The sequence below is a fragment of the Actinacidiphila sp. bgisy145 genome, from assembly GCF_057708125.1.
This window is the reverse complement of sequence record NZ_JBYIRL010000019.1, coordinates 134,600-160,022: the sequence shown is the minus strand read 5'-3', so window position 1 is coordinate 160,022 and position 25,423 is coordinate 134,600. Positions and strand designations below refer to the sequence as shown.

Here is a 25,423-nt window from a genome sequence, read left to right as displayed (position 1 = left end):
CCCCCCCCCCCCCCCCCCCCCCCCCCCCCCCCCCCCCCCCCCCCCCCCGGGGCGCTGTCGAGGAGGCCGGCTGCACGCGTCAACTCACCTTCACCTTCAGGATCTTGTCGTCCCCCGACTTGGGGCTGATCCGGCCGTCGGTGTTGCTGGTGGTCACCAGCAGAGCGCCGTCGTAGCCGAGAACGGTGCGCAACCGGCCGTACGTGGAGACGAGTTCGCTCTGCGGAGCGGCGACGAGCCGGGTGCCGTCCAGCGGGATGCGCCACAGGCGTTCGCCCTTGAGCGCGGCCATCCAGATGCAGCCGTCGGCCCAGGCGATGCCGCTGGGGGAGTCGGTCTCGGTGCCGAACTGGGCGACGGGCGAGGTGTATCCGGCGTGGCTGGTCTTTCCCTGGGTGGCGGGCCAGCCGTAGTTGTGGCCTGCTTTGATCAGGTTGAGTTCGTCGGCCTTCCGGTCGCCGAGTTCCGAGGCCCACAGGTTGCCCGACGGGTCCCAGGCCAGGCCCTGCACGTTGCGGTGCCCGATGGTGTAAACGACGGACTGGCCGAACGGGTTGCCCGGAGCCGGCTTGCCGTCGGGCGTCATGCGCAGGATCTTGCCGCCCAGCGAGGACTTGTCCTGCGGCAGCGCGGTGTTCTCCGCGTCGCCGGTGCCCGCGTAGAGCATGCCGTCGGGGCCGAACGCGATCCGGCCGCCGTTGTGGTGGATGCTGCGCGGGATGCCCTTGAGGATGACGTGGAGCGTGCCGAGCTGGTGGCCGGCGCTCGCCGTGGGCGTGTACGTCAGCTTCGCGACGCGGTTGTCGGTCGCGGTGGAGAAGTAGACGTAGATCAGCCGGTCGCGGGCGAAGCCCGGGGACAGCGCCAGTCCCAGCAGGCCCGTCTCGCCCTGGGAGCTCTTGGTGGAGACCACCCCGGGCACCGTGCCCGCCACGGTGCGCTTGCCGCCGCCCGGCGCGATCCGCTGGACCACGCCGGTGTCGCGCGAGTTGACCAGCAGGTCGCCCCCGGGCAGCCGGACCATGCCCCACGGCACGTTCAGGCCGCTGGCGACGGTGCCGGTGACCTTCGCCGACCCGGTGGCCGAGCCCGCGGTCGGGGTCGGTGCGGGGGTCGTGGCCACGGCGGAGGGCGCGGAACCCGCGGAGCCGGCCGTGCCGGCCGTACCGGTTGTACCGGTCGTGCCGGTCGCTCCCGTCGCGGGCGTGGCCGTCGTCGGGGTCGCCGACGACGAGGAGCCGTCCGAGGCCGAGGAGCAGCCCGCCAGCAGCAGCGCCGCCGCCGCGGCGGCGCACCCCGCCGCCCGCAGCCGCCGCGCTCCGGCGCCCGCCCCGCGCGGCCCGTCCGCGTGCCCCGTCCCTGCCCTGCGCCATCCCTTCATCCGACCGGTCGCCCTTCCTCGTCGCAGCCGGCGCGGTGCGGTGCGTCCGGCCGGGCCCGCCGCGGACCCTGCGACCACTCCTACCCGATGCCCCCGCCCGCCGCGACCCCGCGCGCCGGGGGCTGCGCCGACCCGGGGTCAGTGCGCGGCCAGCAGCTGCCTGATGCCGCGGCGGACGAAGGCGCGGGCCCGCAGGGCACGGCGTACGCGGCGGGGCAGCCCGATCGGCGGCGGGGCGGAGTAGCGGCGGTCGCGGATGTCGCGGACCAGGTCGGCGGGGGCGCCGAGTTCGGTCAGCACGTCGAGGGCCTCGCCCTTGGTGATCAGGCGCCCGTCGCGCAGGGTCACGGTGGCGCGGGCCAGCACCAGCGGGCCGAGGTCCACCCAGATGTCCCGCAGCCAGGGCACCGGGCTGCGGGTCGCCGGGAGCCAGAAGCGGGCCAGGTCGTGCCGGATGAACTCCTCCAACTGCCCGGGGGCCAGCGGCGGCAGCAGTTCCGCGGCCGGCGGACCGTACAGCGTCAGCGCGCCGTCGTGCAGCTCGCGGCGGGTGACGGGCGTCACGGGGCGCGCCATGAGGTGGTTGTGCGCCCAGGTGAAGTGGTCGGCGCGGGCGTCGTCGAGCGCGGTCCGCGCCATGTACGTGCAGTGCAGCTTGGCCGCGGCGGGTTCCTCGGCCAGCAGCCGCCGGTGGACGGCCCCCAGCTGTTCGCGGTGCCCGGCGTCCGGCGGGGTCTCGACAACCGCGACCAGGTCCAAGTCGCTGTGGCCGGGCCGGAAGTCGCCCATCGCCAGCGAGCCGTGCGCCCACACGGCCACGACCGGGGCCGCCGCGGTCGCCTCGGAGACGAAGCGCTGGAGCACGAGGTCCGTTTCGGTGGCCGCCATGCCGTCATCGTCGCACCGGCCGGCCCCGCGGCGGACCGTTTCCCGCCGACCGGCCCGGGCCCCGGGGGCGGGTGGTGCGGGCAGTGCGGGCAGGCCGGGTAGGCGGGGGCGGGCGGAAATCGTATGGTCGCGGGCGCGGCAGGCGCTCTAGGGTCGCGGTATGTCTCTTCGTCTTCGTATGCGCCAGGCCCTGCCGGAAGCGATGCGCGCCCGGGACAGGGCCGCCGTGAGCGCGCTGCGTTCGGCGCTGGCCGCGCTGGACAACGCCGAGGCGGCGCCCGTGGACGAGGGCGCGCTGCGCGGCCTGGCGCTGGAGCAGGCGCCGGTCGGGGCGGGGGCCACCGAGGTGGAGCGGCGCGCCCTGAGCGAGGAAGAAGCGGCGGGCGTCGTACGGGCCGAGGCCGACGAACGGGAGGCGGTCGCGGCCTCGCTGACCTCGCCCGCCCACGCCGAGCGGGCCGCCCGCCTGCGCGCGGAGGCCGCGGTGCTCCACCGCTTCCTCACCGCCGAGTTGCCGTAAGGAGGGCTGTGTCACCGCGACCGGGGGGTGAGACGGACAAGTTCGGCAACCGCTACGAGGGCGCCTGGACCATCAGGCACGCGCTGTACGTGCTCCTGGGCAGGGGAACGTCGATCTGCCTGGAGCCCAGCGGGCCGGTGGGCGAGGGGGTCGAGTTCGTCTACCGCCATGCCGGGGAGACGGAGGTTCACCAGGTCAAACGGCAGGACCGGAACGCCAACGGCTGGAACGTGGCCTCGCTGCGGGCCAAGGGGATCTGGGACCACCTACGTTCCCATGTGACGGCCGGACGGACCTTCTGCTTCGTCTCCGCACTCCCCGCCCGCGCGCTCGACGAACTGGCAGATCGGGCCCGCCGGGCGGACGACGCCGCCTCTTTCGAGGCCGAGTGGTTGACCGAGGAACTCCGCGGCCCCTTCGAGGCCCTGACCTCGGGCGACATCTACGGGTCGGCCGAGGTCGCCTGGCGCATGCTGCGTGGCTTCAGGGTCCACTGGCACGACGAACGGGACCTTGTCCGTACCAACGCGGTCCTGGCCGAGCAGGTCCTTGCGGGTGGTCCAGGCCCGCTGACCGCGGTCGGCCTCGGCCAGCTTCTGGTGGACAACCTGGGGACCACACTCGACGCCGCGGCCCTCACCGACCGCCTGGCGCCGTACGGGCTGCGGCGCGTCGGGCGGGCGGACGGAACCGCGGTGTCCGACGAGGTGAGCCGGACAACGCGGAGGTGGGCGGCAACCGTCGAGCGCGAGTTGCTCCGGCCCGTCATCCCGCGACAGGAGGCCGCCCGGATCGTCGAGCAGATCAGGGCGGACCCCCGTCAGCTGGTTCTCCTGGTCGGTGCGGCGGGCGGTGGGAAGAGCTCGGTGCTGCACCAGGTCTTCACCTCTCTCGACGGTGCGGCCACTGCCGTACTTGCCTTCCGTCTCGACCGGCTGGGACCTTTCGACTCGACTCATGACCTGGGGCAGCGGGTCGGACTGAGCAGATCGCCGGTCGCTGCCCTCGCTGCTGTGGCCGACGGGCGTTCGTGCGTGCTGGTGGTGGACCAGCTCGACGCGGTCAGCCTGGCGTCGGGACGCATCCCCGATGCCTTCGACGCGGTGGCGGACCTCGTGGACGAGGCCGCGGCGTACCCGGACATGCGGGTGGTGCTGGCCTGCCGTGCGTTCGATGCCAAAGCCGACCACCGCATCCGCCGGCTTGCCGATGCGGACAGCTGCACTCGCATCACGGTCGAGTCGCTCACCGACGCCCAAGTCCACGCCGCCCTCTCGGGCATGGGGCTCGAACCGGCCCGGCTCACCGGATCGCAGCGGACACTGCTGCGGTCGCCGCTGCATCTGGTTCTCCTCGACCGGGTCCGCGACCAGGAAGAGGCGCTTTCCTTCCACAGCACCCGGCAGTTGTTCGACGCTTTCTGGGAGGCCAAACGCCGCGACTGCGAGCGTCATCGGCCCGGCATGCGCTTCCACGAGGCGATGTCCGCTCTCGTGTCCGCGATGAGCTCGCGGCAGAGTCTTTCCGTGCCCTACAGCCTGCTCGACACGGACGACCTCGCCGCCAGCCGGGAGATCCTGCTCTCCGAGCACGTCTGCGTGCGCGACGGCCGAACACTCGCCTTCTTCCACGAGAGTTTCTTCGACTACGCCTTTGCGCGTGACTGGCTGCGGCGCGGCGAAAGCCTGGTCGTGTTTCTCACCGGCGGGGAACAGGAGTTGTTTCGGCGGGGGCAGCTCCGGCAGGTGCTGGACCACTTGCGGGACGAGGACCCCGAGAGGTTCGCGGAAGAAGTCGAAAAGCTGCTCACCAGCCCGGAGATCCGCTACCACCTCAAGGACCTGACCCTGGCGGTGCTGCGCGGACTGGACGAGCCCAGTTCCACCGAATGGGGCGTCGTCACCCGGGTGCTGGACACCCGTCCCGCGTTCCGCGAGCCGCTCATCGGCCTGGCCACCATGCCGGCGTGGTTCCGGCGCGCGGACGAGGAAGGGGCCGTCGAGAGGTGGTTGGCCGGCGCCGACCCGCGCGAGCGGGACACAGCTGTGCGACTGCTGGCCTCGGTCGCCGACTCACTGCCCGACCGGGTGGCCCGTCTCCTTCAGGCGCGCAGGTCGGATTCCTCCTCCCCGGACTGGCTGAAGCAGATCGTCCTCCGCAGCAGCCTGGCCGGCAGCCGGTCCCTCTTCGACCTCGTGCTCGACGGCGTGCGATCCGGCCTGTTCGGCGGAGCAGAACGCGAACTGTGGATTCCGGTGAGTGAACTCGCAGAAGGGAAGCCCGGCTGGGCGGTCGAGTTGCTGGACGTGCTCCTGACGGAACAGGTGAGTTCTCCTCGGCTCGACCCGCACGGACGGGTCGCCTTCCTGCTGGGTAGGGACCACGCGGCCCTCCGCGCGGTGGAGGCTGCCGCCGCCGGCGCCCCGGAGGAGTTCTTCGTTCGGCTGGTGCCGGTCCTGGTGGCGGTGGTCGAAGCGACGGCCCGCACGACAGCGGACGGATGGCCGGTCCGCGACCGGCACTTCTCGTACCGTCACGCGGACGACGACCCCCGAGACCTGGGCGGGGCTCTGGTCCACGGCCTGGCCGCTGTCCTGCGGCTCCTTGCCCGGCAGGACCCCGCCCGGGTGCCCGAGCTGGTGCGCGGACTCGTCGGCCTGCCGTACGACACCACGCAGTGGCTCCTCTACCAAGCCCTGTCCGCGGCCGGTCCCTCCCTCGCCGACTGGTCGGCCGAGATCCTCCTCGAGGGTGCCCACCGTCTTCTGACCGGCTCCGCGGAAAACGTCGTATGGGGCACCCGGGAGGTTCTCCTCGCCATCGGGGGGACCCTCTCCGACAAGACCCTGGGGCGGCTGGAGCACATGCTGCTGCACCTGCGCCTTCCCCCGGACGGGCAGCTCTCACCCTGGCACGAGTTCACGCTGCTGACGGCCCTGCCGGAAGCGCGACTCTCCGAGCGGGCGGCACGCCGCCTCGGCGAACTGCGCCGGCTCCACGGCGACCGGCGTCAGCCCGACGAGCCGGAGGGCATGACCGGTGGGTCCATCGGTCCGCCCATTGCTTCGGAGTCGGCCCAGCACATGAGCGACGACCAATGGCTGACCGCCATGCGAAAGTACAGCCGGGACGAGACCAACTGGACGAACTTCACCGGCGGCGCGGGCGAACTGGCCCTGGTGCTGCACACGATGACGGTGGCGGACCCCGACCGGTTCGCGCGGCTCGCGCCGCGGATCGACGCCGGGACACACCCCGCCTACGGTGCCGCGCTTCTCCGCGGCTTGGGCGAGGCCGAAGCATGTGCCGACCCGGAACCGGTCTTCGCGGCGGTACGCCACTTCGCGGGTCACCATCAGACGGAACAGGAGCGTTGGCTGGGAGACGCGCTACGGAAATACCTCGACAGTGTTCCGCTCGACCTGGTGGAAATGCTTCTGGAGTGCGTTCTCGGGTCGGACGGGACGGGAACGGCCGAACACCCGGATCGCGCGGGTGCGGACGATCCGTCGCGTGACCTGCTCACCGCTGGGATCAACACGGCGCCGGGCAGCGCAGCCTGGGCGCTCGCCGACCTGCTCGTGCGGGACCCGGACGGGTCCCGCGCCTTAGCGATCGTGCCCCGCCTGCGGCACCTGGCAGATGTTCCGTCCCTCGATGTCCGGGCGTGCGTGGCCCGCGTGCTTCACGCCGCGATCGGTCACGACCGCCAGGCCGTCGCCGACGCCTTCGGCGCGCTGGTGCGCGGGCCTGACCACCTCCTGGCTTCGCCGTACGTGTCCCGCCTGGCCGTGGCCTTGATGCACGGGGACCCGGGCGCGGTCCGGCCCCAGGCGGAACGCATGCTGACGTCCGCCGTGGACGCGGTACGGCGGTTCGGCGGACAGGTCGCCGCGCTGGCGGCGATGGAGTGGGCGATGCCGGACCTGCTGGCAGCGGTGCTCGCAGGACACGACGCGGCGCAGCGGCAGGGAGCCGCCGGCGTGTGCGCCGTACGCCTTGGCAACACCGGGGACGCCGCGCTCGCCCATCATGCGCTCGTCCGGTTCTTCCACGATCCCGAGGCAGAGGTTCGGCAGGCAGCTGCGGAAGTAGCGGCCGAACTGCGGGGCCGGCGGCTGGGACCGCACCGACGGACACTTGACGCACTGATGGATTCCCTCGCCTTCGAGACGGCCCTACCGCAGTTGCTGATCACGCTCGAACGCGCTCCCGACCGGATCGACGAGCTGGTTCTGACGTGTGTCCGCCGCTTCATCGAGGGTTTCGGAGCCGCGTCGGCCGACCTGCGGCGTGGCGTGGCGGCCGACGCCCGCCACATCGGCGAACTGCTGGTGCGGTCGTACGTCCAGGCGTCCTCGCCCGCGCGCAGGTCCGAGATCCTCGACCTGCTGGACGAGCTGCTGCTTCTCGGTTCCTACGGAGTGGCCAAGGCGATCAGCGACATCGATCGGAACTGAGCGGGACCGGTTGCTCCGCGATGCCGCGAGAGAGCTTGGGTTCAAGGGGCCGTTGCGGTCTGGTGCGGCAGCAGTCGACGCGGTCCGGGGTCTGGGCGGCGGCAGGAGCTGCGTGTGGTCAGCGAGTGATGGATGCGGTCGGCTTGCCGGTGGGGGAGGGGTGCTGGATGTCGCTGATGACATCCAGGATCACCTCACCTGAGTACGGGAAGCGTGTGGCGAACAGCCGACTGCCGTCCTGGGCCCAGGCCAGGCCACGGTCCATAAGATCCCAGTTCGGCCAGGAGAGCGCGATCTGGCGTACCGGCGTGGTCGAACCGGGCGGGTAGAGATAGATGTCGCATTCGCAGTTGCCGCCGCCGAGGATTCCCGCCGCGGTCATGCCGGTGGAAGCGATGGCGACAGAGGTGGGGTATGTCCCGGTGTCGTAGCTGGTGAGTTCCGTGAGGTCTGAGATCCGCCACCGCTGGTGGAAGTAGTTGTATCCATTGGCGGTGACGAGGGTCTGTCCGTCCGGGGTGATGGCCATGTCCTCAACGCTGTTGATGGCATCGGTGTAGGCGACCTGTTGGCGGGAGCCGGAACTCACGTCGTACGTGGCGATCCCCAGTCCGTTAGCGCTATCCGCCGCGACGAGCCGGTCGGGAACCGCCGGGGAGGAGGCGAGTTGGGGCTTGCCGAACCACTCAGGGTCAGGGTCGAGGGCGGGGACCGGGTCGGGGTCTGCGACGCTGATGGATCCGATGCCGGCGTCGAACACCGTTGCCTGGTAGGAGAACCAGAGCTTGCCGCCGGCGACCGCGACACTTTCGGGTGCCGTGTCGGCCCCGGTGGCGAATCGCCGGGTCTCGGTGAGAGTGGCGGTGTCGATAGCCGCGATCGCGTCAGCCTTCGGCAGAGCTACGTAGAGGGTGGAGCCGTCATTGGACAAGGTCATACCGCGTGCCCCATCGAGCCCGCTGATCGTCTTGAGGACGTGGCCGTCGTAGTCCGTGGCCACCACGGCGTCGTCGCCGGGGGCACTGACGTACACGTGGTCGCTGTCAGCGATGGTCTGCCAGTGTGACAACACCGGAAGGACGGTGCTGTCTGCGGCGTAGGCCGGGCTGGGGCTGGCAAACAGGGTCAGTGACGCGGCGACGGTAGCGAATGCTGTGGCCGCGAGGCTGCGTATACGCAAGCGCGTGAACCTCCCATTCGGAGAGTGATGGGCCGATGCCAAAGTGCAATCGTCCGGCCAACTCTAGTGGGCGGCAACGACATTGAATGCCTGGCCCCGCTCTGCAGCCTTGTCTGGGTCTGTCAAACGTGTGTTGTCAGTGGTCTTCGTCGTCGGGGGCGGCGTGGATCAACCGTTCGGGGGCCTTGACCCCGAGTTCTGGACACGGGTCATGCGGCTGGCGTATGGGGCTCCGTGGTCGGTGTGCATGATCGCGCCATCGAGGCTGCCGCGGGTGCGCTCGGCAGCGGCCAGGGCGTCGATGACCAGATCGGTGCGCATGTGGTCCGCGATCGACCAGCCGACCAGGCGACCTGAAGCCAGGTCGACGACAGTGGCCAGATACAGGAACGTCCCGCCGTCCGGCGGGAGATACGTGATATCCCGACGTACTTCGTGTTCGTCCGGGTGGCGGTGAAGTCGCGGCCGATCAGGTTCGGAGCCTTCACCGAGGCCGGATCCGCCACCGTCGTGCGGCGCCTGCGCCGTAGCCGAACGCCGTGCAGGCCGATGCCTCCGCATCACCCGCGCGATGCGCTTGTGATTGATCAGCTCGCCCGTCTTGCGAAGCTCGGCGGTGATCCTGGGAACGCCGTAAGTGCCGTGCGATTCGCGGTGCACGATACGTATCCGGGCGGCGAGGTGGGCGTCGGCGGCCTGCCGGTCGGAGCGCCACCGCTGCGTGACGCGGTCGCGGTAGGGCGCAGGGGAGGGGTCCGGCCCGTGGGGCCGGGCCCCTTTGCGTGCCGGGTGAGCCTGCGGTGCGCTCACGTCCCCGGGGGCGGGTCGAAGGCGGTGGGGAGGGTGCCGGGGGCGACCGGGGTGCGCTGGCCGCTGCCCGAGACGGGGAGGCGGGCACCGTCCAGGGCCGGGTCGACGTAGCGGGCGAACCACTCGTCGAGCCGGGCGGCGAGCTCCGCCCGGGTGCCGGCGTGCTCCGGCGCGTCCGCGAGGTTGCGCTCCTCGCCGGGGTCCGCGGCGAGGTCGTACAGCTCGTGCGGGCCGTGCGGGTAGCGGTGGACGTACTTCCGGTCGCGGGTGCGGATCATGCGGACCGGGCCGTACTCGTCGTAGACGACCACCCGTTCGTGGCCGGAGGGGTGCCCGGCGTCCGCGAGCAGGGCGGCGAAGGAGCGGCCGGGCAGCTGCGGGTCCGGGGCGTGGTCCAGGCCGAGGTGGTCGACGAGGGTGGGCAGCACGTCGTACTGCGACAGCAGGGCGTCGCAGACGCGCCCGCCGGGGATGCGGCCGGGCTGCGCGGCGATGAAGGGCACCAGCACCGAGCTGTCGTACATGTTCTGCGGGAAGGTGCCGTTGCCCTTGCCCCAGATGCCGTGGTGGCCGGCGTTGAAGCCGTTGTCGCTGGTGAAGACGACCAGGGTGGACCGGGTGAGGCCGAGCGCGTCGAGCCGGTGCAGGACCCGGCCGATGGCGGCGTCCATCGCGGTGGTCGCCGCGAAGTAGCCGATCAGCGCCTGCCGGGTGTCGGGTTCGCCGCCGACCGGGGAGCCGTCGTCGGCGAACGGCTGCCAGGGGTGCGGCGGACCCTGCGGGCAGGTCTCGAAGGCGCAGTCCTCGTACAACGCGGTGTAGCGGCTGGGGTGCTGGCCCTTCCACGGCTTGTGCGGCGCGGTGAAGTGCAAGGAGAGGTGGAAGGGTTCGGGGCGCTCGGCCTCGGCGGCCAGGAAGCGCTCGGCGTCGGCGGCGAGGGCGTCGGTGAGGTAGTCGGGCTCCTCGGTGCGGACCCTGTCGCGGTACATCGGCGCGCCGCGGTAGGGGCCGCCGCCGCTCTCGTGGGCGTACCAGTGCACGAAGCCGGGGCGGGGCCGGTCGTTGGCGCCCAGGTGCCACTTGCCGCTCAGGCCCAGCCGGTACCCGGCGCCGGCGAGCAGATCGGTGAAGAGGGTGCGGCCGGCGAGGAAGTCGATGCCGGTGCGGCCGGCGTGGTGGTAGGAGAGCCAGTCGTGGACGCCGTGCTGGGAGGGCAGTTGGCCGGTGAACAGCGAGGCGCGGGCCGGTGAGCAGACCGGCGAGGTGCAGAAGAAGCGGCTGAGCAGCACGCCGCCGGCCGCCAGCGCGTCCAGGTGCGGGGTGCGGATCTCGTGGTTGCCGGCGCAGCCCATGGCCCACGGGCCCTGGTCGTCGGAGAGGATCAGCAGGACGTTCGGGCGGTCCGGATCGTGGCTGGCCATGGCGCTCCAAGCAGGTGCGGCGCGGGCCCGGGGCGGGCCGGCTGGACGCCTCACATGCTCAGCGCCGGTGCCGCGGCCAGTCAATCGCTGTGAGCATATGAATAAGTAATGAATCAGCTGGTGGTTCACACGGACGCTGGAAACATTCCTGCAATGATTCACGAGAACCGCGAGTCATCTGCAATTCATACGCTCTAAGAGCGCTTGTTCTCGGCAATGTCCTGAGGCAATCATATGGCCACGCCTTCCCCGACCCAGGGTCACCGTCACCCGAGGAGTGCAGGTATGTCCGCTGCCAGACAGTCCACGGACGCCGCAGAGACCGGCCGTCCCCTCGCCCGCCGCGCCGTCCTCGGCGCGGTCCTCGCCACGGCCGCCGGCCTCACCGCCGCCTGCGGCTCCGGTTCCGGCTCCGGCGGGGGCGGTGCGAACTCCTTCACCTACTGGTCGATGTGGAAGCAGGACGAACCCCAGGCCAAGGTGCTCCAGGCGGCGATCACGCGGTTCACCAAGGACACCGGCATCAAGGTGAGCGTCCAGTGGAAGGGCCGCCAGGTCATCCAGCAACTGGCCCCCACCCTCAACACCGGGAACGTCCCCGCCGACCTCGTCGACTCCTCCGACCGCTTCGCCTACGCCCAACTCCAGGCCACCGGCCAGGCGCTGGACCTCACCCCGGTGCTGGAACTGCCGATCCCCGGCGAGCGCGGCAGCACCGTCGGCAGCGTCGTCCCGGCGAAGTACCACTCCCTGAGCACCACCGCCGGCACCCTGTGGCAGATCCCCTACGAGATCGTCACCACCCAGATCTGGTACGACGGCCACGCCCTGCCCGACGTCGCCGCGAAACCCCCCGCCACCTGGGCGGAGTTCAGCACCCTGCTGGCCGCCCGCAAAGCCGCCCGCGGCGACGGCCCGCTCGCCCTGGACGCCGACGTCCCCGACTACGCCGCCTACTGGACGTACTACGCGGTGCTGCGCGGCCTGGGCCCCGGCGCCTTCGGCAAGGCCGCCACCGACAAGTCCGGCGCACTGCTGAAAGCGCCCGGCTTCGTGGACGCGCTGCGCCCCATCGAGGCCCTGGTCATGGCCGACGACTTCACCAAGGGCTACGACGGCTCCAAGTGGCCCGCGGTGCAGCAGAAATGGGCCAAGGGCAAGTCCGACTTCCTGCTGCTGGGCACCTTCGCGCCGAGCGAGACCGCCACCTTCGCCACCTCCGGCTTCACCTACCGCTCCTTCCCGTTCCCCGCGTTCACCGCCGGCGGCGACACCTCCCAGGACATCTCGCTGATCGGGTTCTCCATCCCCAAGAAGGCCCGGCACGCCGCCGCTGCCAAGAAGTTCATCGCCTACTTCCTCGCCAAGGAGCACCTCCAGGGCATCGCCACCCAGGCCAAGAACATCACCCCGCGCGCGGACATCGCCGCCCCCGCCGAACTCGCCGACGCGCAGAAGGCGATCGCCTCGGGCCACGTCGTCAAGACCCTGGACGGCGTCAAGGAGACCGCCGCCGAGTGGTACACGAAGGTCTTCCTCCCGCTCAACACCAGCTTCCTCACCGGCCACCTCACCGCGCAGTCCTTCGCCGGCAAGCTCGCCTCCCAGTCCGCCTCCTACTGGAAGACGGCCTCGTGACGGCGGCCGGCACGCTGCGCCCGGACGCCCCCGCCGCCACCCGGCGGCGCGCCCCCACCGCGCCCGGGGGAGTACGGCCCAGCCCGCTCACCGCCCGCCGCCGCAAGCTGTTCTGGCCGCTGGTGCTGCCCGCCGCCGCGGTGTACGTCGTCTTCTTCGCCGGCCCCTCGCTGTTCACGCTGTGGCTGAGCCTCAACAAGTGGGCCGGGGCCGGCCCGATGACCTTCACCGGGCTGGACAACTACCGCCGGATCTTCCAGGACCCGACCTTCCGGCACTCCTTCACCAACACCCTGTGGATCGTCTTCGGCGCCGGCGGGCTGACCTTCCTGGTCTCCTTCGGGCTGACCATGGTGCTGCGCGACATGAAGGGCCGCAAAGCGGCGCGCTCCATCCTCTTCTTCCCCAACATCGTGCCCAGCGTCGTGATCGCCATCCTGTGGGGCTTCCTCTTCCAGCAGGGCGGCCCGGTCGACTCCCTCACCCGCGCCACCGGCCTGCCCACCACCAACTGGCTCGGCCAGGGCAACCTCTTCAAGGTCATCCTGATCGGCCTGGTGTGGACCTCCACCGGCTTCTACACCACCATCCTGATGGCCGCCGTCGACCAGATCCCGCCGGAGCTGTACGAGGACTGCGAACTGGCCGGCGCCGGCGCGCTGCAGAAGTTCCGACACGTCACCCTGCCGCTGATGTGGGACGTGGTCGGCGTGTGCGCGGTGCTGTGGACCATCTCCGCGGTGAAGGTCTTCGAGTTCGTCTACGCCTTCGCCGGCGCCGCCGGCCAGATGCCCGACACCGGCGTGTGGAACACCGCGCTGTACACCTACGGCGAGGCGTTCGCGTCCGGCGGGGTGCCCCGCTACGGCTCCGCCGCCGCCAGCGCGGTGGTCATGCTCGCCCTCGTCGGCGTGCTCGTCGTCCTGATCCGCCGCTTCATGCGCCGCGACTCCGTGCAGTACTGAGCCGCGCCGCCCGCCCTTCCGGGCGTCCCAACCGCCCCGCCCGCACCGCACCCCCGTCAACGGAAGGCACCCCCGATGGCTGTCGCCAGCCCCGGCCGCTCGCCCGGCCCGTTCGCCCGCCGGCTGCGCCGGCTCACCGCAGGCCGGCTGCTCGGCGTGCCCCTGGTCTGGCTCTTCGCCGCCTTCAACGTCTTCGTCGCGCTGTGGCTGCTGCTGTCCTCGGTGAAGACCTCCGACGCGATCTTCAGCTCGCCCTGGCGGCTGCCGCACACCCTGAAGTGGGGCAACTACGCCCGGGCCTGGACCAGCGGCCAGTTCGGGCACGCCGCGCTCAACACGGTCGTGGTCGTCGGCGGCACCGCCGTGGTGACCGTCCTGCTGGCCGCGCCCGCCGCCTACGCCCTCAGCCGCATCACCACCCGGCTCAACTCCGTGCTCACCCTGTCCTTCGCGCTGGGCCTGGGCATCCCCGCCCAGATGGCGATGCTGCCGCTGTTCGTCCTCATGAACCGGCTCCAACTGGTCAACAGCCTCTTCGGCCTGGTCGTCGTCTACGTGGCGACGTCCCTGCCGTTCGCCGTGTTCTTCCTCACCGGCTTCTTCGCCACCCTCCCGGTCGAACTGGAGGAGGCCGCCGCGCTCGACGGCGCCACACCCCTGCGGACCTTCTGGCAGATCATGCTGCCCATGGCGCGCGGCGGGCTGGTCACCGTGCTGACCCTCAACATCATCCAGCACTGGGGCGAGACCGTCTTCGCGCTCGTCTTCATCCAGACCACCGACCACCAGACCCTCTCCCTGGCGCTGCTCGGCTTCCTCCAGCAGATGCAGTACAACGGCGCCGACTGGGGCGGGCTGTTCGCCGGCGTGGCCCTGGTCGTGCTGCCGGTGCTCGCCTGCTACGTATGGCTGGGCCGCCGGATCATCGAGGGAATGACCGTCGGCTCCGTCAAGTGAACCGAGCCGCTGGGGGATTGAGGACACCATGACCGGAGCGAACGAGCTGAAGTTCCGCCAACTGGCCGCCGAGCTCAGGCAGCAGGTGCGCCAGGGCATCTGGCCGGCCGACGGACGGCTGCCCACCGAGAAGGAGCTCGCCCGCAGCAGCGGCACCTCGGTGAGCACCGTGCGCCGCGCCGTGGACGAACTCGTCGCCGAGGGCCTGGTGGTCCGGCGGCAGGGCTCCGGCACCTTCGTCGTCCCCCCGAGCGCCCCCGGACCCGGCCGCGCCTTGGTCGGCGTCAGCGTCCCCGACACCGCCTTCTACTACCCGACGGTCCTGCGCGGCATCGAGGAGACGCTCTCCGCCGCGGGCGCCCGGCTGCTGTTCGCCTGCTCCGACTACGACCAGAAGCGCGAGGACAAGGACGTCCGGGACATGCTGGAGGCCGGCGTCGACGGCCTGCTCCTCGTCCCCACCCTCAACGGCCCCGAACCGGCCCGCGACTACCTCGCCCGGCTGTCCGCCCTGCCCGTGCCGACCGTCCTGGTCGAACGCCGCGACGCCGCCCTGGAAGGCACCAACGAGTACGTCTGCACCCACCACGAAGCCGGCGCCTACGACGCCGTCCGCCACCTCGCCGGCCTCGGCCACGAGGCGATCGGCCTGGTGCTGCGCCACCCCAGCCCCACCTCCGGCCCCGTCGCCGAGGGCTTCCACCAGGCCGCAGGCGAACGCGGCCTGGCCACCGTGGAGTTCCGCGCCGCCCGCCAGGAGTGGAGCCCCGCGGCCGCCGACCGGTGCCTGGCCGCACTGCGCGAGGCCGAGGTGACCGCCGCCGTCTGCTTCGGCGACCGGCAGGCCGCGCTGCTGCTCGGCGCCGCCCGCCGCGCCGGACTCACCGTGCCCGGCGACCTCGCGCTCGTCGCCTACGACGACGAGATCGCCGAGGTCGCCGACATCCCGCTGACCGCCGTCGCACCGCCCAAACGGCAGCTCGGCCAGGCCGCGGCACGCACCCTGCTGCGCCGGCTGGCCGACCCGGACCTGGCCCGCAGCCGGGTCCTGCTGCGCCCCACCATCATCGTCCGGCAGTCCTGCGGAGCCACGCAGCACACCGGGACCACCACCCGCGAGGAGAGCACCACGTGACCGACACAAGGCTGGGCCTGATCGGCGCCGGCGCCGTGGGCGCGCTGCACGCCGAAGCCGCGGCAGGCATCCCCGGCGTGCGGGTGACGGCGGTCTGCGACATCGTCCCCGAGGCCGCGCGCCGCGTCGCCGGCCCGCACGCCGCCGCGGTCTTCACCGACCACCGCGACCTCGTCGCCTCCGGCGCGGTGGACGCCGTCGTCGTCAACACCCCGCACGCCCTGCACACCGACATCGTCACCGCCGCCGCCACCGCGGGCCTGCACGTGCTGGTCGAGAAGCCGATGGCCACCCGTGTCGCGGACTGCGCCCTCATGACGGACGCCTGCGCGGCGGCCGGGGTGGTCCTGTTCGTCGGCCACATCCAGCACTTCCTGCCGCCGGTCGCCGCCGCGAAGGCCGCGCTGGAGGCCGGCGCCGTCGGGGCGGTGCGGGCCGTGCACGACTGGCGCAGCACCGACTACCGGCCCGGCACCCGGCCCGCGTGGTTCTTCGACCCCGCGGTCTCCGGCGGCGGGGTGTTCATCAACATCGGCACCCACTGCGTGGACCGGCTGCTGTGGCTGACCGGCCGCCGCCCGGTCGCGGTCGCGGCCACCGCGGTCCGCCGCGGGGACCTGCCGGTCGAGACCGACGTCCTGGCCCGCCTCGAACTCCAGGGCGGCATCACCGCGCACATCACCGTCACCAGCACCCTGCTGCCCGCCCGCGACGAACTCACCGTGATCGGCGACCACGGCACGCTGCGCGTCGCCCGCGGCAGCGGCGCGGTGCTGCACCCGGACGACGGCACCGCACCGGTCCTCCTGGCCGCCGAGTCCGCCGCCGACGTCGCCACCGCCTTCCACGACCAGCTCGCCGCCTTCACCGCGGCCGTACGCGGCGAAGCGCCGCCCGCCGTGCCCGCGGAGTACGGCCGCCAGGTCGTCGAGACCGTCGCGTCCGTCTACGCCTCCTGCGCCGCGGACGGCCGCCTGGTCCACCTGCCCGCGGCAAAGGCGTCCGTCGGCTGAGACCCGCGCACCCCGCACCCCGTGCACCCCGCGGCCCTCCTGCCGCTCTGCCCTTCTTGCGCTTCCTGCGCTCCCTGCCCTTCCTGCCCGACGTTCCTGGAAACCCCCGTTCACCCTGGAGGCACACCATGCACGACACCCCCGCAGGACACCTCGGCCGGCGCGGATTCCTCACGGCTGCGGCCCTCGCGCTCGGCGGCCTTTCCGGCGCGCTCCAACTCGGCCCGGGCGCCGCCCCCGCCACCGCGGCCGACGACGACACGTACGCCGCCCTGCGCGCCCTGTGGGCCGAGATCGCCACCGGCGGCGCCATCGACCCGGCCGACGACGCCTACGCCACCGCCCTGGCGGACCTGTCCGCCGGCGCCACCGACCTGTGGAACTCCCAGTCCGCCGACACCGCCGCGAACAGCCTCTGGCCGGGCCTGACCCTCGGCACCCCCGCCAACATGACGGCCAGTTACAAGCAGCTGGCGACCATGGCGACGGCGTACGCCACCCCCGGCACCACCGCCACCGACAGCACCGGCCGCACCCTGTACGGCAGCGCCGCGCTCGGCGCCGCGGTCGTCGCCGGCCTCGACTTCCTGCACACCCAGGTCTACAACGCCGGCACCGCCGAGACCGGCAACTGGTGGGAGTGGGAGGTCGGTTCACCCGAAGCGCTGACCACCGCCGCCGTGCTGGTGTACCCCCTGCTGTCGGCGGACCAACTGGACGGCTACCTCGCCGCGGTGGACCACTTCGTACCCGACCCGACCCTCAACAAGTACGGCAGCACCCGCTCGACGTCCACCGGCGCCAACCGGGTGGACCTGTGCCAGGTCGTCGCCGTGCGCGGCATCCTCGGCGGCAGCGGCGAACGCCTCGCCACGGCCGTCGCCGCCCTGTCCGACGTCTTCCCCTACGTCACCGCCGGCGACGGGCTGTACGCCGACGGGTCGTTCGTCCAGCACACGGACATCCCCTACACCGGCACCTACGGCATGGTCCTGCTGCGCGACCTCGCCGCCCTCTTCCAACTCCTCGCCGGCTCCGAATGGGCGATCACCGACCCGGCGTCCGCCCACGTGTCCACCTCGGTCGACAGCTCGTTCCGGCCCTGGATCTGGAACGGGCTGTGCATGGACGCCGTGCGCGGCAGGGCCGTCAGCCGCCCGGGTGAGACCGACTTCCAGGACGGCAACCTCGTCATCCAGTCCGTGCTGCGGGCCGCCGCGTCGGCCCCGACCTCCGCGCAGGCCGACCACTTCAAGAGCCTGGCGAAGGGCTGGATCACCCGGGGCGAGGCGTACGCGCCGTTCGCCGCCACCGCGTCCGTGCCCGCCCTCGCGCTGGCGCAGCCGGTCCTCGCCGACACGTCGGTGCCGGCCGCCGCCGAGGCCGCCGGGCACGTCCAGTTCCCCGCGATGGACCGCGCCGTGCACCGCGGCGACGGCTGGGCCTACGCGCTGGCGATGTCCTCCGCCCGCGTCGGCCGCTACGAGTCGATGAACGGCGAGAACCTGCACGGCTGGCACACCGGCGACGGCATGGGCTACCTCTACCTGGACGCCGACCCCGGCCACTTCACCGACGCCTACTGGCCGACCGCCGACCCGCACCGGCTGCCCGGCACCACCGTGGAGACCCTCGCCCTCGCCGACGCGGCCGGCACCGGCACCCTGCCCGCCGCGACCTGGGTCGGCGGGGCGAGCCTGTCGGGCAGCTACGGCTGCGCGGGCATGGACTTCCGGCAGTACGGCTCCACCCTGACCGCCCGCAAGTCCTGGTTCTTCCTGGACGACGCGGTCGCCTGCCTCGGCGCGGGCATCAGCGGGGGCAGCGGCGGCGAGGTCGTCACCACGGTGGAGAACCGCAACCTGCACGCGGACGGCACCCACACCCTCACCGTGGAGGGCACCGCCCAACCGGGCACCCTCGGCTGGAGCGACACGCTGACCGCCGTGTCCTGGGCGCACCTGGCGGACGTCGGCGGCTACCTCTTCCCCGGCACGGCCACGGTGCAGGCCGCCCGCACCGCCCGCACCGGCGCCTGGAGCGACATCAACACGATATCCGGCACCACCGACGCGCTCACCCGCCGCTACGTCTCGCTGTGCCTGTCCCACGGCACCGCGCCCGCCGCGGCCGCCTACGCCTACGTGCTGCTGCCCGGCGCCGGCAAGGACCTCACGGCCGCCCGCGCCGCCGCGCCCACCGTCACGGTGCTGGCCAACTCCGCCTCCGTGCAGGCGGTCCGGGACAGCGCGAGCGGCGTCATCGCGGCGAACTTCTTCGCGGCGGGCTCGGCCGGCGGCATCACGGTCTCCGCGCCCTGCTCCGTCATCACCCGGCAGAGCGGCGGCCGGCTGCTGGTGGGCGTCAGCGACCCCTCCCGTACGGCGGCCACCGTGCGGGTCCAACTGGTCTGGGGCGGAGACCTGGTGAGCGCCGACGACGCCGTCACCGTCACCGCGTCGTCGCCGGCCCTCACCCTCGACGTCGACCTGTCCGGCGCGGCCGGCGCCACCCGCGAGGCCGCCTTCACCCTCACCTCCGCGACGCTGCCCGCCGTCGCCGACGGCTACGTCCGCGACGGCTCCTACGCGGCGACCGGCTACGGCGGCGCCACCACCCTGGTGGTCAAGAACGCCACCGGCAGCGGCTACACCCGCCAGTCCTACCTGGCCTTCGACACCTCCGCCGTCCTCGGCCCGATCGGCGCCGCCACCCTGTCCGCCTACGGCTACGTCTCCGACAGCGGCGGCGACACCACCGAGCTGACCGCCCACGCCGTCGCCGACAGCGCCTGGACCGAATCCGCCCTGACCTGGGACACCAAACCCGCCCTCGGCGCCGCCCTGTCCACCGCCACCGCCACCACGACCAAGAGCACTCTGGCCTTCGACGTCACCGCCCACGTCGCCCCGGCCCCGGCCGGCCCGCTCTCCCTCGCCCTCGCCGAGGACGCCCCCGGCCTCGCGGTCATCCTCAACTCCCGCGAGAACCCCGCCTCCCCGCCCACCCTCCACCTCGACCTGACCGCCGCCGCGGCCGCCTCCCGGCGCCCGCGCCGCGCTCACCGTTCCGGGTAGTCCGGGTACCAGGGGGTGGGGCCGACATCGCGGAAGCGCGCGCGGCGGAACATGTCGCGCAGCGCGTACGGCCTGGTCGCGTCGTCGACCGTCTTCGCGGTGACGCCCTTGGCGGGGAGCTCCGGGTTGTACTCGGGGGTCCGGGACGGGTCGAGGACGTGCCCGGCGACTCGGCCGTGCGGCGGGCGCGACGCCTCCGCGGACCGCCCGCACCCCCACTGCCGCACCTGGCCCTACGGGTGCAGGACGATCTTTCCGACGTGCGCCCTGCGGGCGAGTTCGGCCTGCGCCCGGGCGGCCTGGTCCAGCGGGAACACCGCGGCGATGACCGGCTGGATCTCGCCGGTGCGCGCGAGGTCCATGAGGAGGCCGAAGTGCGCGGGCGTGTGCATCGCGGAGCCGATCACCTGCGCGTTGTGCAGGTAGAGGCGGCGCACGTCGAAGGCCACGCCGTAGCCGCCGAGCGCGCCGGCCACCACCCACCGGCCGCCCTCGCGCAGCAGCGGCAGCCCGTCACCCAGCAGTTCCCCGGCGACGACGTCGAGTGCGACGTCGATGCCGTCCGGGGCGGCGGCGCGGACCTGCTCGGCGACGTCGTGTGCGCGGTCGACGACCTCGTGCGCGCCGGCCTCGCGCACCGCGGCGACCTTGGCCGCGCTGCTGACGGCGAGCACCCGCGCGCCGCGCGCCCGGGCGAGCTGAACCGCCGCCAGGCCGACACCGCCGGAGGCGCCCGAGACCAGGACGGTCTCCCCTTCCCGCAGCCGGCCCCGCTCGATCATGCCCAGCGCCGTGCCGTAGGCGGTCGGCAGCGCCGCGAGCTGGTCGTCCGTGAGCGGGGAGCACGTCACGTCGTGCACGCGCGCCGCCGGCGCGGTCACGTACGCGGCGTAACCGCCGTCGCGTTCGCTGCCCATCAGGCCCACCGGGTGCGCATCGGGCCCCTCGCCGTCGTACAGGGCCGGGTCGACGACCACGCGGCGGCCGACGAGGCCGCCCTCCACGCCGGCGCCGGCCGCCACGACGTGGCCGGCCACGTCGGCGCCCTGGATGCGCGGGAAGTCGAGGGGGCCCCGCCAGCCGGACCGCGCCGCCGGGTCTCCCGGGCGGCCGTAGGCGCCCTCCCGGGTCCACAGGTCGGTGTTGTTCAGCGCCACCGCGCTGACCTGGACCAGGACCCCGCCGTCCGGTGGGGCGGGCACGGCCACGTCCGCCACCTCCAGGACCTCCGGCCCTCCGTGCCGGGTGATCCGCACCGCGCGCATGGTCTCGGGCACGCCCGTCATCTGAACCTCCTCCTCGGTATACTGATCGGTGAACCTTGGCACCTCGGCCACGGTACACCGATCGGTGAAGGGATGCCCGGTGCGGGAAGCACGGACCATGACGCCGGCCGGCCGCCGCATCGTCGCGGCGGCCGAGGAGCTGTTCTACCGGCGCGGCATCACCGCGGTCGGTGTGGACCTGATCGCCGAGCACTCGGGCGTGACCAAGCGGACCCTGTACAACCAGTTCGGCTCGAAGGACCACCTCGTGGCGGCCTACCTCGCCGAACGCGACCGGCGCTGGCGGTCGGACGTCCGCGCCGCCGTCGACGCCGCCGTTGACGCCGGCGCGAGCCCCGTCGAGGCCGTCACGGCGCCCTTCGAGGCGCTGCGGACCTGGAGCCGGACCCACACCCGCGGGTGCGCGTTCATCAACGCGCTGGCCGAACTGCCGGACCCCGCCCACCCCGCGCACCGCATTGCCGCGGACCAGAAGCTCTGGCTGCTGGACCTGTTCGGAGAACTCGCCGCCGCGGCCGGCTGCCCGGACCCCGCCACCCTCGCCGCCCAGCTCTTCGTGCTGCACGAAGGCGCCCTCGCCTCCCAGCCGCTCCCGCACGACACCCTGCCGGCGGCCACCGAGCTGGCCCGGGCGCTGGTGCGCGCCGCTGCCCGCGGACCGGCCTGACCCGGGCGGGGCGCGGACGTCAGGCCGGCGGGAGGTCCTGGGCGGCGGTGAGGACGGCGATGTCCGCCGAGATCGCGTCGGCGGCGCGCCGCAGGCGGGGCAGGAAGTCCTCGCGGGCCTGCGCGGCGGACGTCCGGCCGGCGTGCATCGAGATGTTCGCCGCAGCGACGACCCGACCTTCGGCGTCGCGGACGGGCACCGCGAGCGACCGCAGCCCTTCCTCGAGTTCCTGCTCGACCAGGGCGAAGCCGTTCGCCCGCACCTGCTCCAGCAGCCGCGCCAGCGCGCCGGGGTCGGTGACGGTGCGGCCGGTCAGCCGCGGCAGCGGCGCCGCGCCGAGCCAGGCCGCGCGCTCCCGGGGCGGCAGCCCGGCGAGCAGGACCCGGCCCATGGAGGTGGCGTGCGCCGGGAAACGCGTGCCCAGGGTGATGGCCACGCTCATGACCCGGTGGGCCGCGGCCCGGCCGACGTAGCGGATGTCGCGGCCGTCCAGGACAGCCGTGGACGCCGACTCGCCCACCTGGGCGACGAGTTCGGCCAGGTGCGGCTGGGCGATCTCGCCCAGGGTGAGCCGGCTCAGCACCGGGTGGCCCAGGTCGAGCACCCGCGGCAGCGGGCGGAAGCGGCCCGCGTCGGCGGCGACGTACCCCAGGCTCTCCAGCGTCAGCAGCGAGCGGCGGGCGGTGGCCCGCGGCAGCCCGGTGCCCTGCGCCACCGCCGACAGCGTCATCCCGCCCGGCTCCCCGCCCAGCGCCGCCAGGACGGACAGCCCCCGCGCCAGTGACTGGAGGTACTCCGGGCCCAGGTCCCGCTTGGCGGCCGCGGTCAGGTCGTCCGCGCCGGCCCGCGGTGCGGGCGCGCCGGCGCCCGCGGCCAGCGCGGCCGACATCCGCTCGGCGGTCGCCCGCATCCGCGGCAGGGCGAAGTCCCGCAGCTCCCGCACCCCGTGGCGGCTGGTGTGGCTGACGACGCTGAGCGCCGCGGCGGTGGCGCCCGACGCGTCCGGTACGGGGACCGCCACCGCGACGAGGCCCGGCTCCAGCAGCTGGTCGTCCAGCGACCAGCCGCGGCGCGCGGCCTGCGCGGCGACCGCCCGCAGCGCGGGTTCGGCCGGCCGGGAGGCGTCCCCCGGCGGGAGCGCGGGGAAGTCCGCGGCGAAGTCCCCGGGGGAGCGCAGCCGCCAGGACGCGAAGTGCCCCTCGTCCCACTCCGCGGCGAACAGCGCGCCGGGCGCGCACCGTTCGGCCGGCAGGAGGTCGCCGACGCGGAAGCTCACCGACAGCGCGCGGCGCCGGGTGTACTGGACGACGAACCGGACGCCGGTCCCGTCGGGCACGGCGACCGACACGGACTCGTCGAGCGCGTCGGCGAGCGCGCGGGCCCGCGGGCCGAACGCCCCCGGCACCCCGCTGCCGCGCAGATAGGCCGCGCCCAGGGCCAGCAGCGGAGGGGCCAGTGCGAACTCCCCGCCCGCCTCCCGCAGATACCCCAGCCGCAGCAGGGTCGTGGTGATCCGGTCGACGGGGGAGCGGGCCAGCCCGGTCGCCCGCACCAGCGCGCTCGCCCGCAGCCGGCCGCCCGGGGCGCGGCTGAGCGCGCGCAGGACCAGCAGCCCCCGCTCCAGCGGACCGACCGAGGCATCACGGCTGCTGCCGTCCGGCATGGCTGCTTCCTCGCCTTCCTCGCCGTTTCCCGCGCGAAGTCCCGCGCGAACCATTGACGGCGCGCAAGAGGCGGGGCGGCGCTCGGCACTTGAATGAACCGTAGTTCATCAGGCGAACGCGTACAAGGATCGCGGGACGCCCCCCGAGCGGCGGCGCGACGAGGCCCGGCACCCAGGTCCGGCGCCGTAGCTGGGCGCCGCGCCCGCCCGCCGCACCCGCAGCTGCGTGACGCTCACCGTCCTGGGAGCGCTCGGCCACCACGACGAACTGGCGCTGCACGTCCGGGCGGCCCGTACCAACGGGCACACCGACGAGGAGATCCAGGAGGTGCTGCTCCAGTCGGCGATCCCCTGCGGAGTCCCCGCGGCAACACCGCCTTCGCCATCGCCGCCCGCGTCCTGGCCGACCTCGACGCGGAGGGCCAAGGCCGGTCCGGCGTCGGAGCCGGACTCGCTGATCGTCGGCCAATCGAGAGGGTGGAGCGGGCGGGGGAGTCAGGTTAAGAACGCTTCCACGTGCGAAAAGGCTTGTCCGCTCGTTTCCGTGGTGTTACGTTCCCCCGAAGTTTTGTCGGACAATCCAGGGGCGGTCCGGGCCTCGAGGGCAGGGCGCACCGCGATCCGCCGCCAGATCGGAGACCCGCGTGAACATGCCGCACAGCGACAGCCCGCACCCCGGCAATCCCTCGTGGCCCCGCCGGGACTTCCTCGGCCGGACGGCGGGCGCCGCGCTCGGCGCCGCGCTCGTCGGCGGGGTGGAGGCCCAACAGGCCGCCGCGGCCCAGCCGCCTTGGAGCGGACCGGTCAGGATCGACACCGGCCTGGTCGCCGGGGTGCCGGCCGCGCTGCCCGGCGTCACCGTCTACCGGGGCATCCCGTACGCGGCCTCCACCGCGGGGCCCAACCGCTGGCGCCCGCCCCAGCCGGCCGCGTCCTGGCAGGGCGTGCGCACCGCCGACACCTTCGGCGACGCGCCCCCGCAGACCGGCACCGGCTTCGCCATGAGCGAGGACTGCCTGAACCTCAACGTGTGGACCGCCGCGACCGGCAGCCAGGGCCGGCGCCCGGTGTACGTGTGGATCTTCGGCGGCGGCTTCTCCGGCGGCCGGGGCTCCGACCCGGCGTTCGACGGCTCGGTCCTGGCGAGCAAGGGCCTGGTCGTGGTGACCTTCAACTACCGGCTGGGCGCTCTCGGCTTCCTCGCCACGCCCGAACTCAGCCGCGAGTCCGGCCACCACGCCTCCGGCAACTACGGGCTGCTCGACCAGATCGCGGCGCTGCAATGGGTGCGGCGCAACATCGCCGCCTTCGGCGGGGACCCCGAACAGGTCTCCATCGGCGGCCAGTCCGCGGGCGCCGGCTCCACCGACATGCTGTCCATGTCCCCGCTGGCCGCCGGGCTGTTCCGGCGCACCGTCGCCGAGAGCCACGCCCGCCACCCCGGCGACCCGGACCTGTGCTACCTCGGCACCTCCTACCGGCGGCTGGAGACGGCCGAGCAGCAGGGCACCGCCTACGCCGCCGCCCACGGCGCGACCACCCTGGAGCAGCTGCGCGCCCTGCCCTGGCAGGACCTCAACGACGCCGGGACGCTCCCGGACGACACCGTGGACACCCGGTCGGTGGCCGAACCGCCGCTGTTCCGGCCGGTGGTCGACGGCTGGGTGCTGCCGGCCGGCTACCACGACACGTACGCCCGCCGCGCGCAGAACGACGTGTGGTACCTCGCGGGCAACAACCTCGACGAGACCGGGGCCGTACCGGAGACCGCGTTCGACTACTGGCGCGCCACCGGCTACCAGGACCGCCCCGGCGCCCCGCCCGTGCACGTCACCCTCGACGACTACGTCAGCTCCGCGCAGCGCAAGTACGGTGCGATGGCGCCGGAGTTCCTGCGGCTGTACCCGGCCGCGACCGACGACGAGGCGGCCCTGGCCAGCAATGACGCGGTCCGCGACTGCTCGCGCTGCACCACCCACCTGTGGGGCGCCCAGTGGCCCCGCGGCAGCCACCGCCCGGTGCACACCTACTTCTGGACCCACCGGCCCCCCGGCCCCGACCACGACATCCGCGGCGCCTACCACGGCTCGGAGATCGCCTACTTCTTCGGCACCCTCTACCCGGCCGACCAGGGCTGGACCGACCAGGACCGGGCCATCGCCGACACCATGTCCTCCTACCTCGCCCGCTACGTCGCCACCGGCGACCCCAACGGCCCCGGCCTGCCCGCCTGGCCCGCCTACGACCAGAGCCGGCCGACCGTGATGGAGGTCGGCGAGCGCTTCGGCCCGCTGCCGGTCGCCCCGCCCGCCAAACTCGACTTCTGGCGGCGGTACTTCGACAGCCAGCAGCTCTGGTAGCC

At 73.3% G+C, this 25,423-nt stretch carries 17 protein-coding genes and 2 pseudogenes; 11 read left to right on the top strand and 8 right to left on the bottom strand.

The window, feature by feature from the left end:
- Positions 1 to 79 precede the first annotated feature (79 nt).
- Positions 80 to 1,381, bottom strand: a complete 1,302-nt coding sequence (locus AC3ERT_RS19030) for a PQQ-dependent sugar dehydrogenase (protein WP_435175556.1) — start codon at positions 1,379 to 1,381, stop codon at positions 80 to 82.
- 138 nt (positions 1,382 to 1,519) lie between these two features.
- Positions 1,520 to 2,269 carry a nucleotidyltransferase domain-containing protein gene (locus AC3ERT_RS19025; RefSeq protein WP_335980563.1) on the bottom strand — a complete coding sequence of 250 codons (750 nt, stop codon included), beginning with the start codon at positions 2,267 to 2,269 and terminating at the stop codon, positions 1,520 to 1,522.
- A 202-nt stretch (positions 2,270 to 2,471) separates the two neighbouring features.
- On the opposite strand from AC3ERT_RS19025, the gene AC3ERT_RS19020 reads away from it, so the two are divergent.
- Both AC3ERT_RS19020 and AC3ERT_RS19015 read left to right on the top strand, forming a co-directional pair.
- Complete coding sequence (locus AC3ERT_RS19020) at positions 2,472 to 2,789, top strand: hypothetical protein (protein WP_435135359.1); 318 nt, start codon at positions 2,472 to 2,474, stop codon at positions 2,787 to 2,789.
- 137 nt (positions 2,790 to 2,926) lie between these two features.
- Positions 2,927 to 7,249 carry an nSTAND1 domain-containing NTPase gene (locus tag AC3ERT_RS19015; protein WP_488180741.1) on the top strand — a complete coding sequence of 1,441 codons (4,323 nt, stop codon included), beginning with the start codon at positions 2,927 to 2,929 and terminating at the stop codon, positions 7,247 to 7,249.
- A 118-nt stretch (positions 7,250 to 7,367) separates the two neighbouring features.
- Here the strand turns inward: AC3ERT_RS19015 and AC3ERT_RS19010 are convergent, their stop codons facing one another.
- From AC3ERT_RS19010 to AC3ERT_RS19000, 3 genes and pseudogenes are all read right to left on the bottom strand, one after another.
- Positions 7,368 to 8,429, bottom strand: a complete 1,062-nt coding sequence (locus AC3ERT_RS19010; RefSeq protein ID WP_435175552.1) for a YncE family protein — start codon at positions 8,427 to 8,429, stop codon at positions 7,368 to 7,370.
- Positions 8,430 to 8,645: 216 nt separating this feature from the next.
- Positions 8,646 to 9,167, bottom strand: a pseudogene (locus AC3ERT_RS19005) (IS3 family transposase); the annotation flags it as partial.
- Between the two features lie 68 nt (positions 9,168 to 9,235).
- Positions 9,236 to 10,660, bottom strand: a complete 1,425-nt coding sequence (locus AC3ERT_RS19000) for a sulfatase family protein (protein WP_435175550.1) — start codon at positions 10,658 to 10,660, stop codon at positions 9,236 to 9,238.
- Positions 10,661 to 10,945: 285 nt separating this feature from the next.
- Between AC3ERT_RS19000 and AC3ERT_RS18995 the strand changes: the two genes are divergently transcribed.
- The 6 genes from AC3ERT_RS18995 (at position 10,946) to AC3ERT_RS18970 (ending at position 19,445) form a co-directional block, all read left to right on the top strand.
- Positions 10,946 to 12,298: an ABC transporter substrate-binding protein gene (locus AC3ERT_RS18995; protein ID WP_435175548.1), complete on the top strand. Its 1,353-nt coding sequence runs from the start codon at positions 10,946 to 10,948 to the stop codon at positions 12,296 to 12,298.
- A complete protein-coding gene (locus AC3ERT_RS18990) occupies positions 12,295 to 13,263 on the top strand; it encodes a carbohydrate ABC transporter permease (RefSeq protein ID WP_335980539.1) in 969 nt (322 codons plus the stop codon). Before AC3ERT_RS18995 ends, AC3ERT_RS18990 begins: the two co-directional genes overlap by 4 nt.
- 75 nt (positions 13,264 to 13,338) lie before the next feature.
- Entirely contained in the window at positions 13,339 to 14,220 is an 882-nt protein-coding gene (locus AC3ERT_RS18985; RefSeq protein WP_335980538.1) for a carbohydrate ABC transporter permease, read from the top strand.
- A 28-nt stretch (positions 14,221 to 14,248) separates the two neighbouring features.
- Positions 14,249 to 15,355 (top strand): LacI family DNA-binding transcriptional regulator, encoded by a 1,107-nt coding sequence (locus tag AC3ERT_RS18980; protein ID WP_435175546.1) that lies wholly within the window; start codon positions 14,249 to 14,251, stop codon positions 15,353 to 15,355.
- Positions 15,352 to 16,368, top strand: coding sequence for a Gfo/Idh/MocA family protein (locus AC3ERT_RS18975; protein WP_435175544.1), 1,017 nt, complete (start codon positions 15,352 to 15,354; stop codon positions 16,366 to 16,368). Before AC3ERT_RS18980 ends, AC3ERT_RS18975 begins: the two co-directional genes overlap by 4 nt.
- Before the next feature lie 128 nt (positions 16,369 to 16,496).
- The gene (locus AC3ERT_RS18970) at positions 16,497 to 19,445 is read left to right on the top strand and encodes a polysaccharide lyase family 8 super-sandwich domain-containing protein (RefSeq protein ID WP_435175542.1); all 2,949 of its coding nucleotides are present in this window, start codon (positions 16,497 to 16,499) and stop codon (positions 19,443 to 19,445) included.
- Here the strand turns inward: AC3ERT_RS18970 and AC3ERT_RS18965 are convergent.
- Both AC3ERT_RS18965 and AC3ERT_RS18960 read right to left on the bottom strand, forming a co-directional pair.
- Complete coding sequence (locus AC3ERT_RS18965; RefSeq protein WP_435175540.1) at positions 19,430 to 19,672, bottom strand: hypothetical protein; 243 nt, start codon at positions 19,670 to 19,672, stop codon at positions 19,430 to 19,432. The genes AC3ERT_RS18970 and AC3ERT_RS18965 overlap by 16 nt on opposite strands.
- Before the next feature lie 6 nt (positions 19,673 to 19,678).
- Positions 19,679 to 20,731, bottom strand: a complete 1,053-nt coding sequence (locus tag AC3ERT_RS18960) for a zinc-binding dehydrogenase (RefSeq protein WP_435135267.1) — start codon at positions 20,729 to 20,731, stop codon at positions 19,679 to 19,681.
- A gap of 97 nt (positions 20,732 to 20,828) precedes the next feature.
- Here AC3ERT_RS18960 and AC3ERT_RS18955 point away from each other — a divergent pair, with 97 nt between their 5' ends.
- On the top strand, positions 20,829 to 21,398 hold the full coding sequence (locus AC3ERT_RS18955; protein ID WP_435175570.1) for a TetR/AcrR family transcriptional regulator: 570 nt from the start codon (positions 20,829 to 20,831) through the stop codon (positions 21,396 to 21,398).
- Between the two features lie 19 nt (positions 21,399 to 21,417).
- Here the strand turns inward: AC3ERT_RS18955 and AC3ERT_RS18950 are convergent, their stop codons facing one another.
- Positions 21,418 to 23,061 (bottom strand): IclR family transcriptional regulator domain-containing protein, encoded by a 1,644-nt coding sequence (locus AC3ERT_RS18950; protein WP_435175538.1) that lies wholly within the window; start codon positions 23,059 to 23,061, stop codon positions 21,418 to 21,420.
- Between the two features lie 226 nt (positions 23,062 to 23,287).
- Between AC3ERT_RS18950 and AC3ERT_RS18945 the strand changes: the two are divergent.
- Both AC3ERT_RS18945 and AC3ERT_RS18940 read left to right on the top strand, forming a co-directional pair.
- Positions 23,288 to 23,371, top strand: a pseudogene (locus tag AC3ERT_RS18945) (4-carboxymuconolactone decarboxylase); the annotation flags it as partial.
- A gap of 340 nt (positions 23,372 to 23,711) precedes the next feature.
- On the top strand, positions 23,712 to 25,421 hold the full coding sequence (locus AC3ERT_RS18940; protein ID WP_435175568.1) for a carboxylesterase/lipase family protein: 1,710 nt from the start codon (positions 23,712 to 23,714) through the stop codon (positions 25,419 to 25,421).
- Positions 25,422 to 25,423 lie beyond the last annotated feature (2 nt).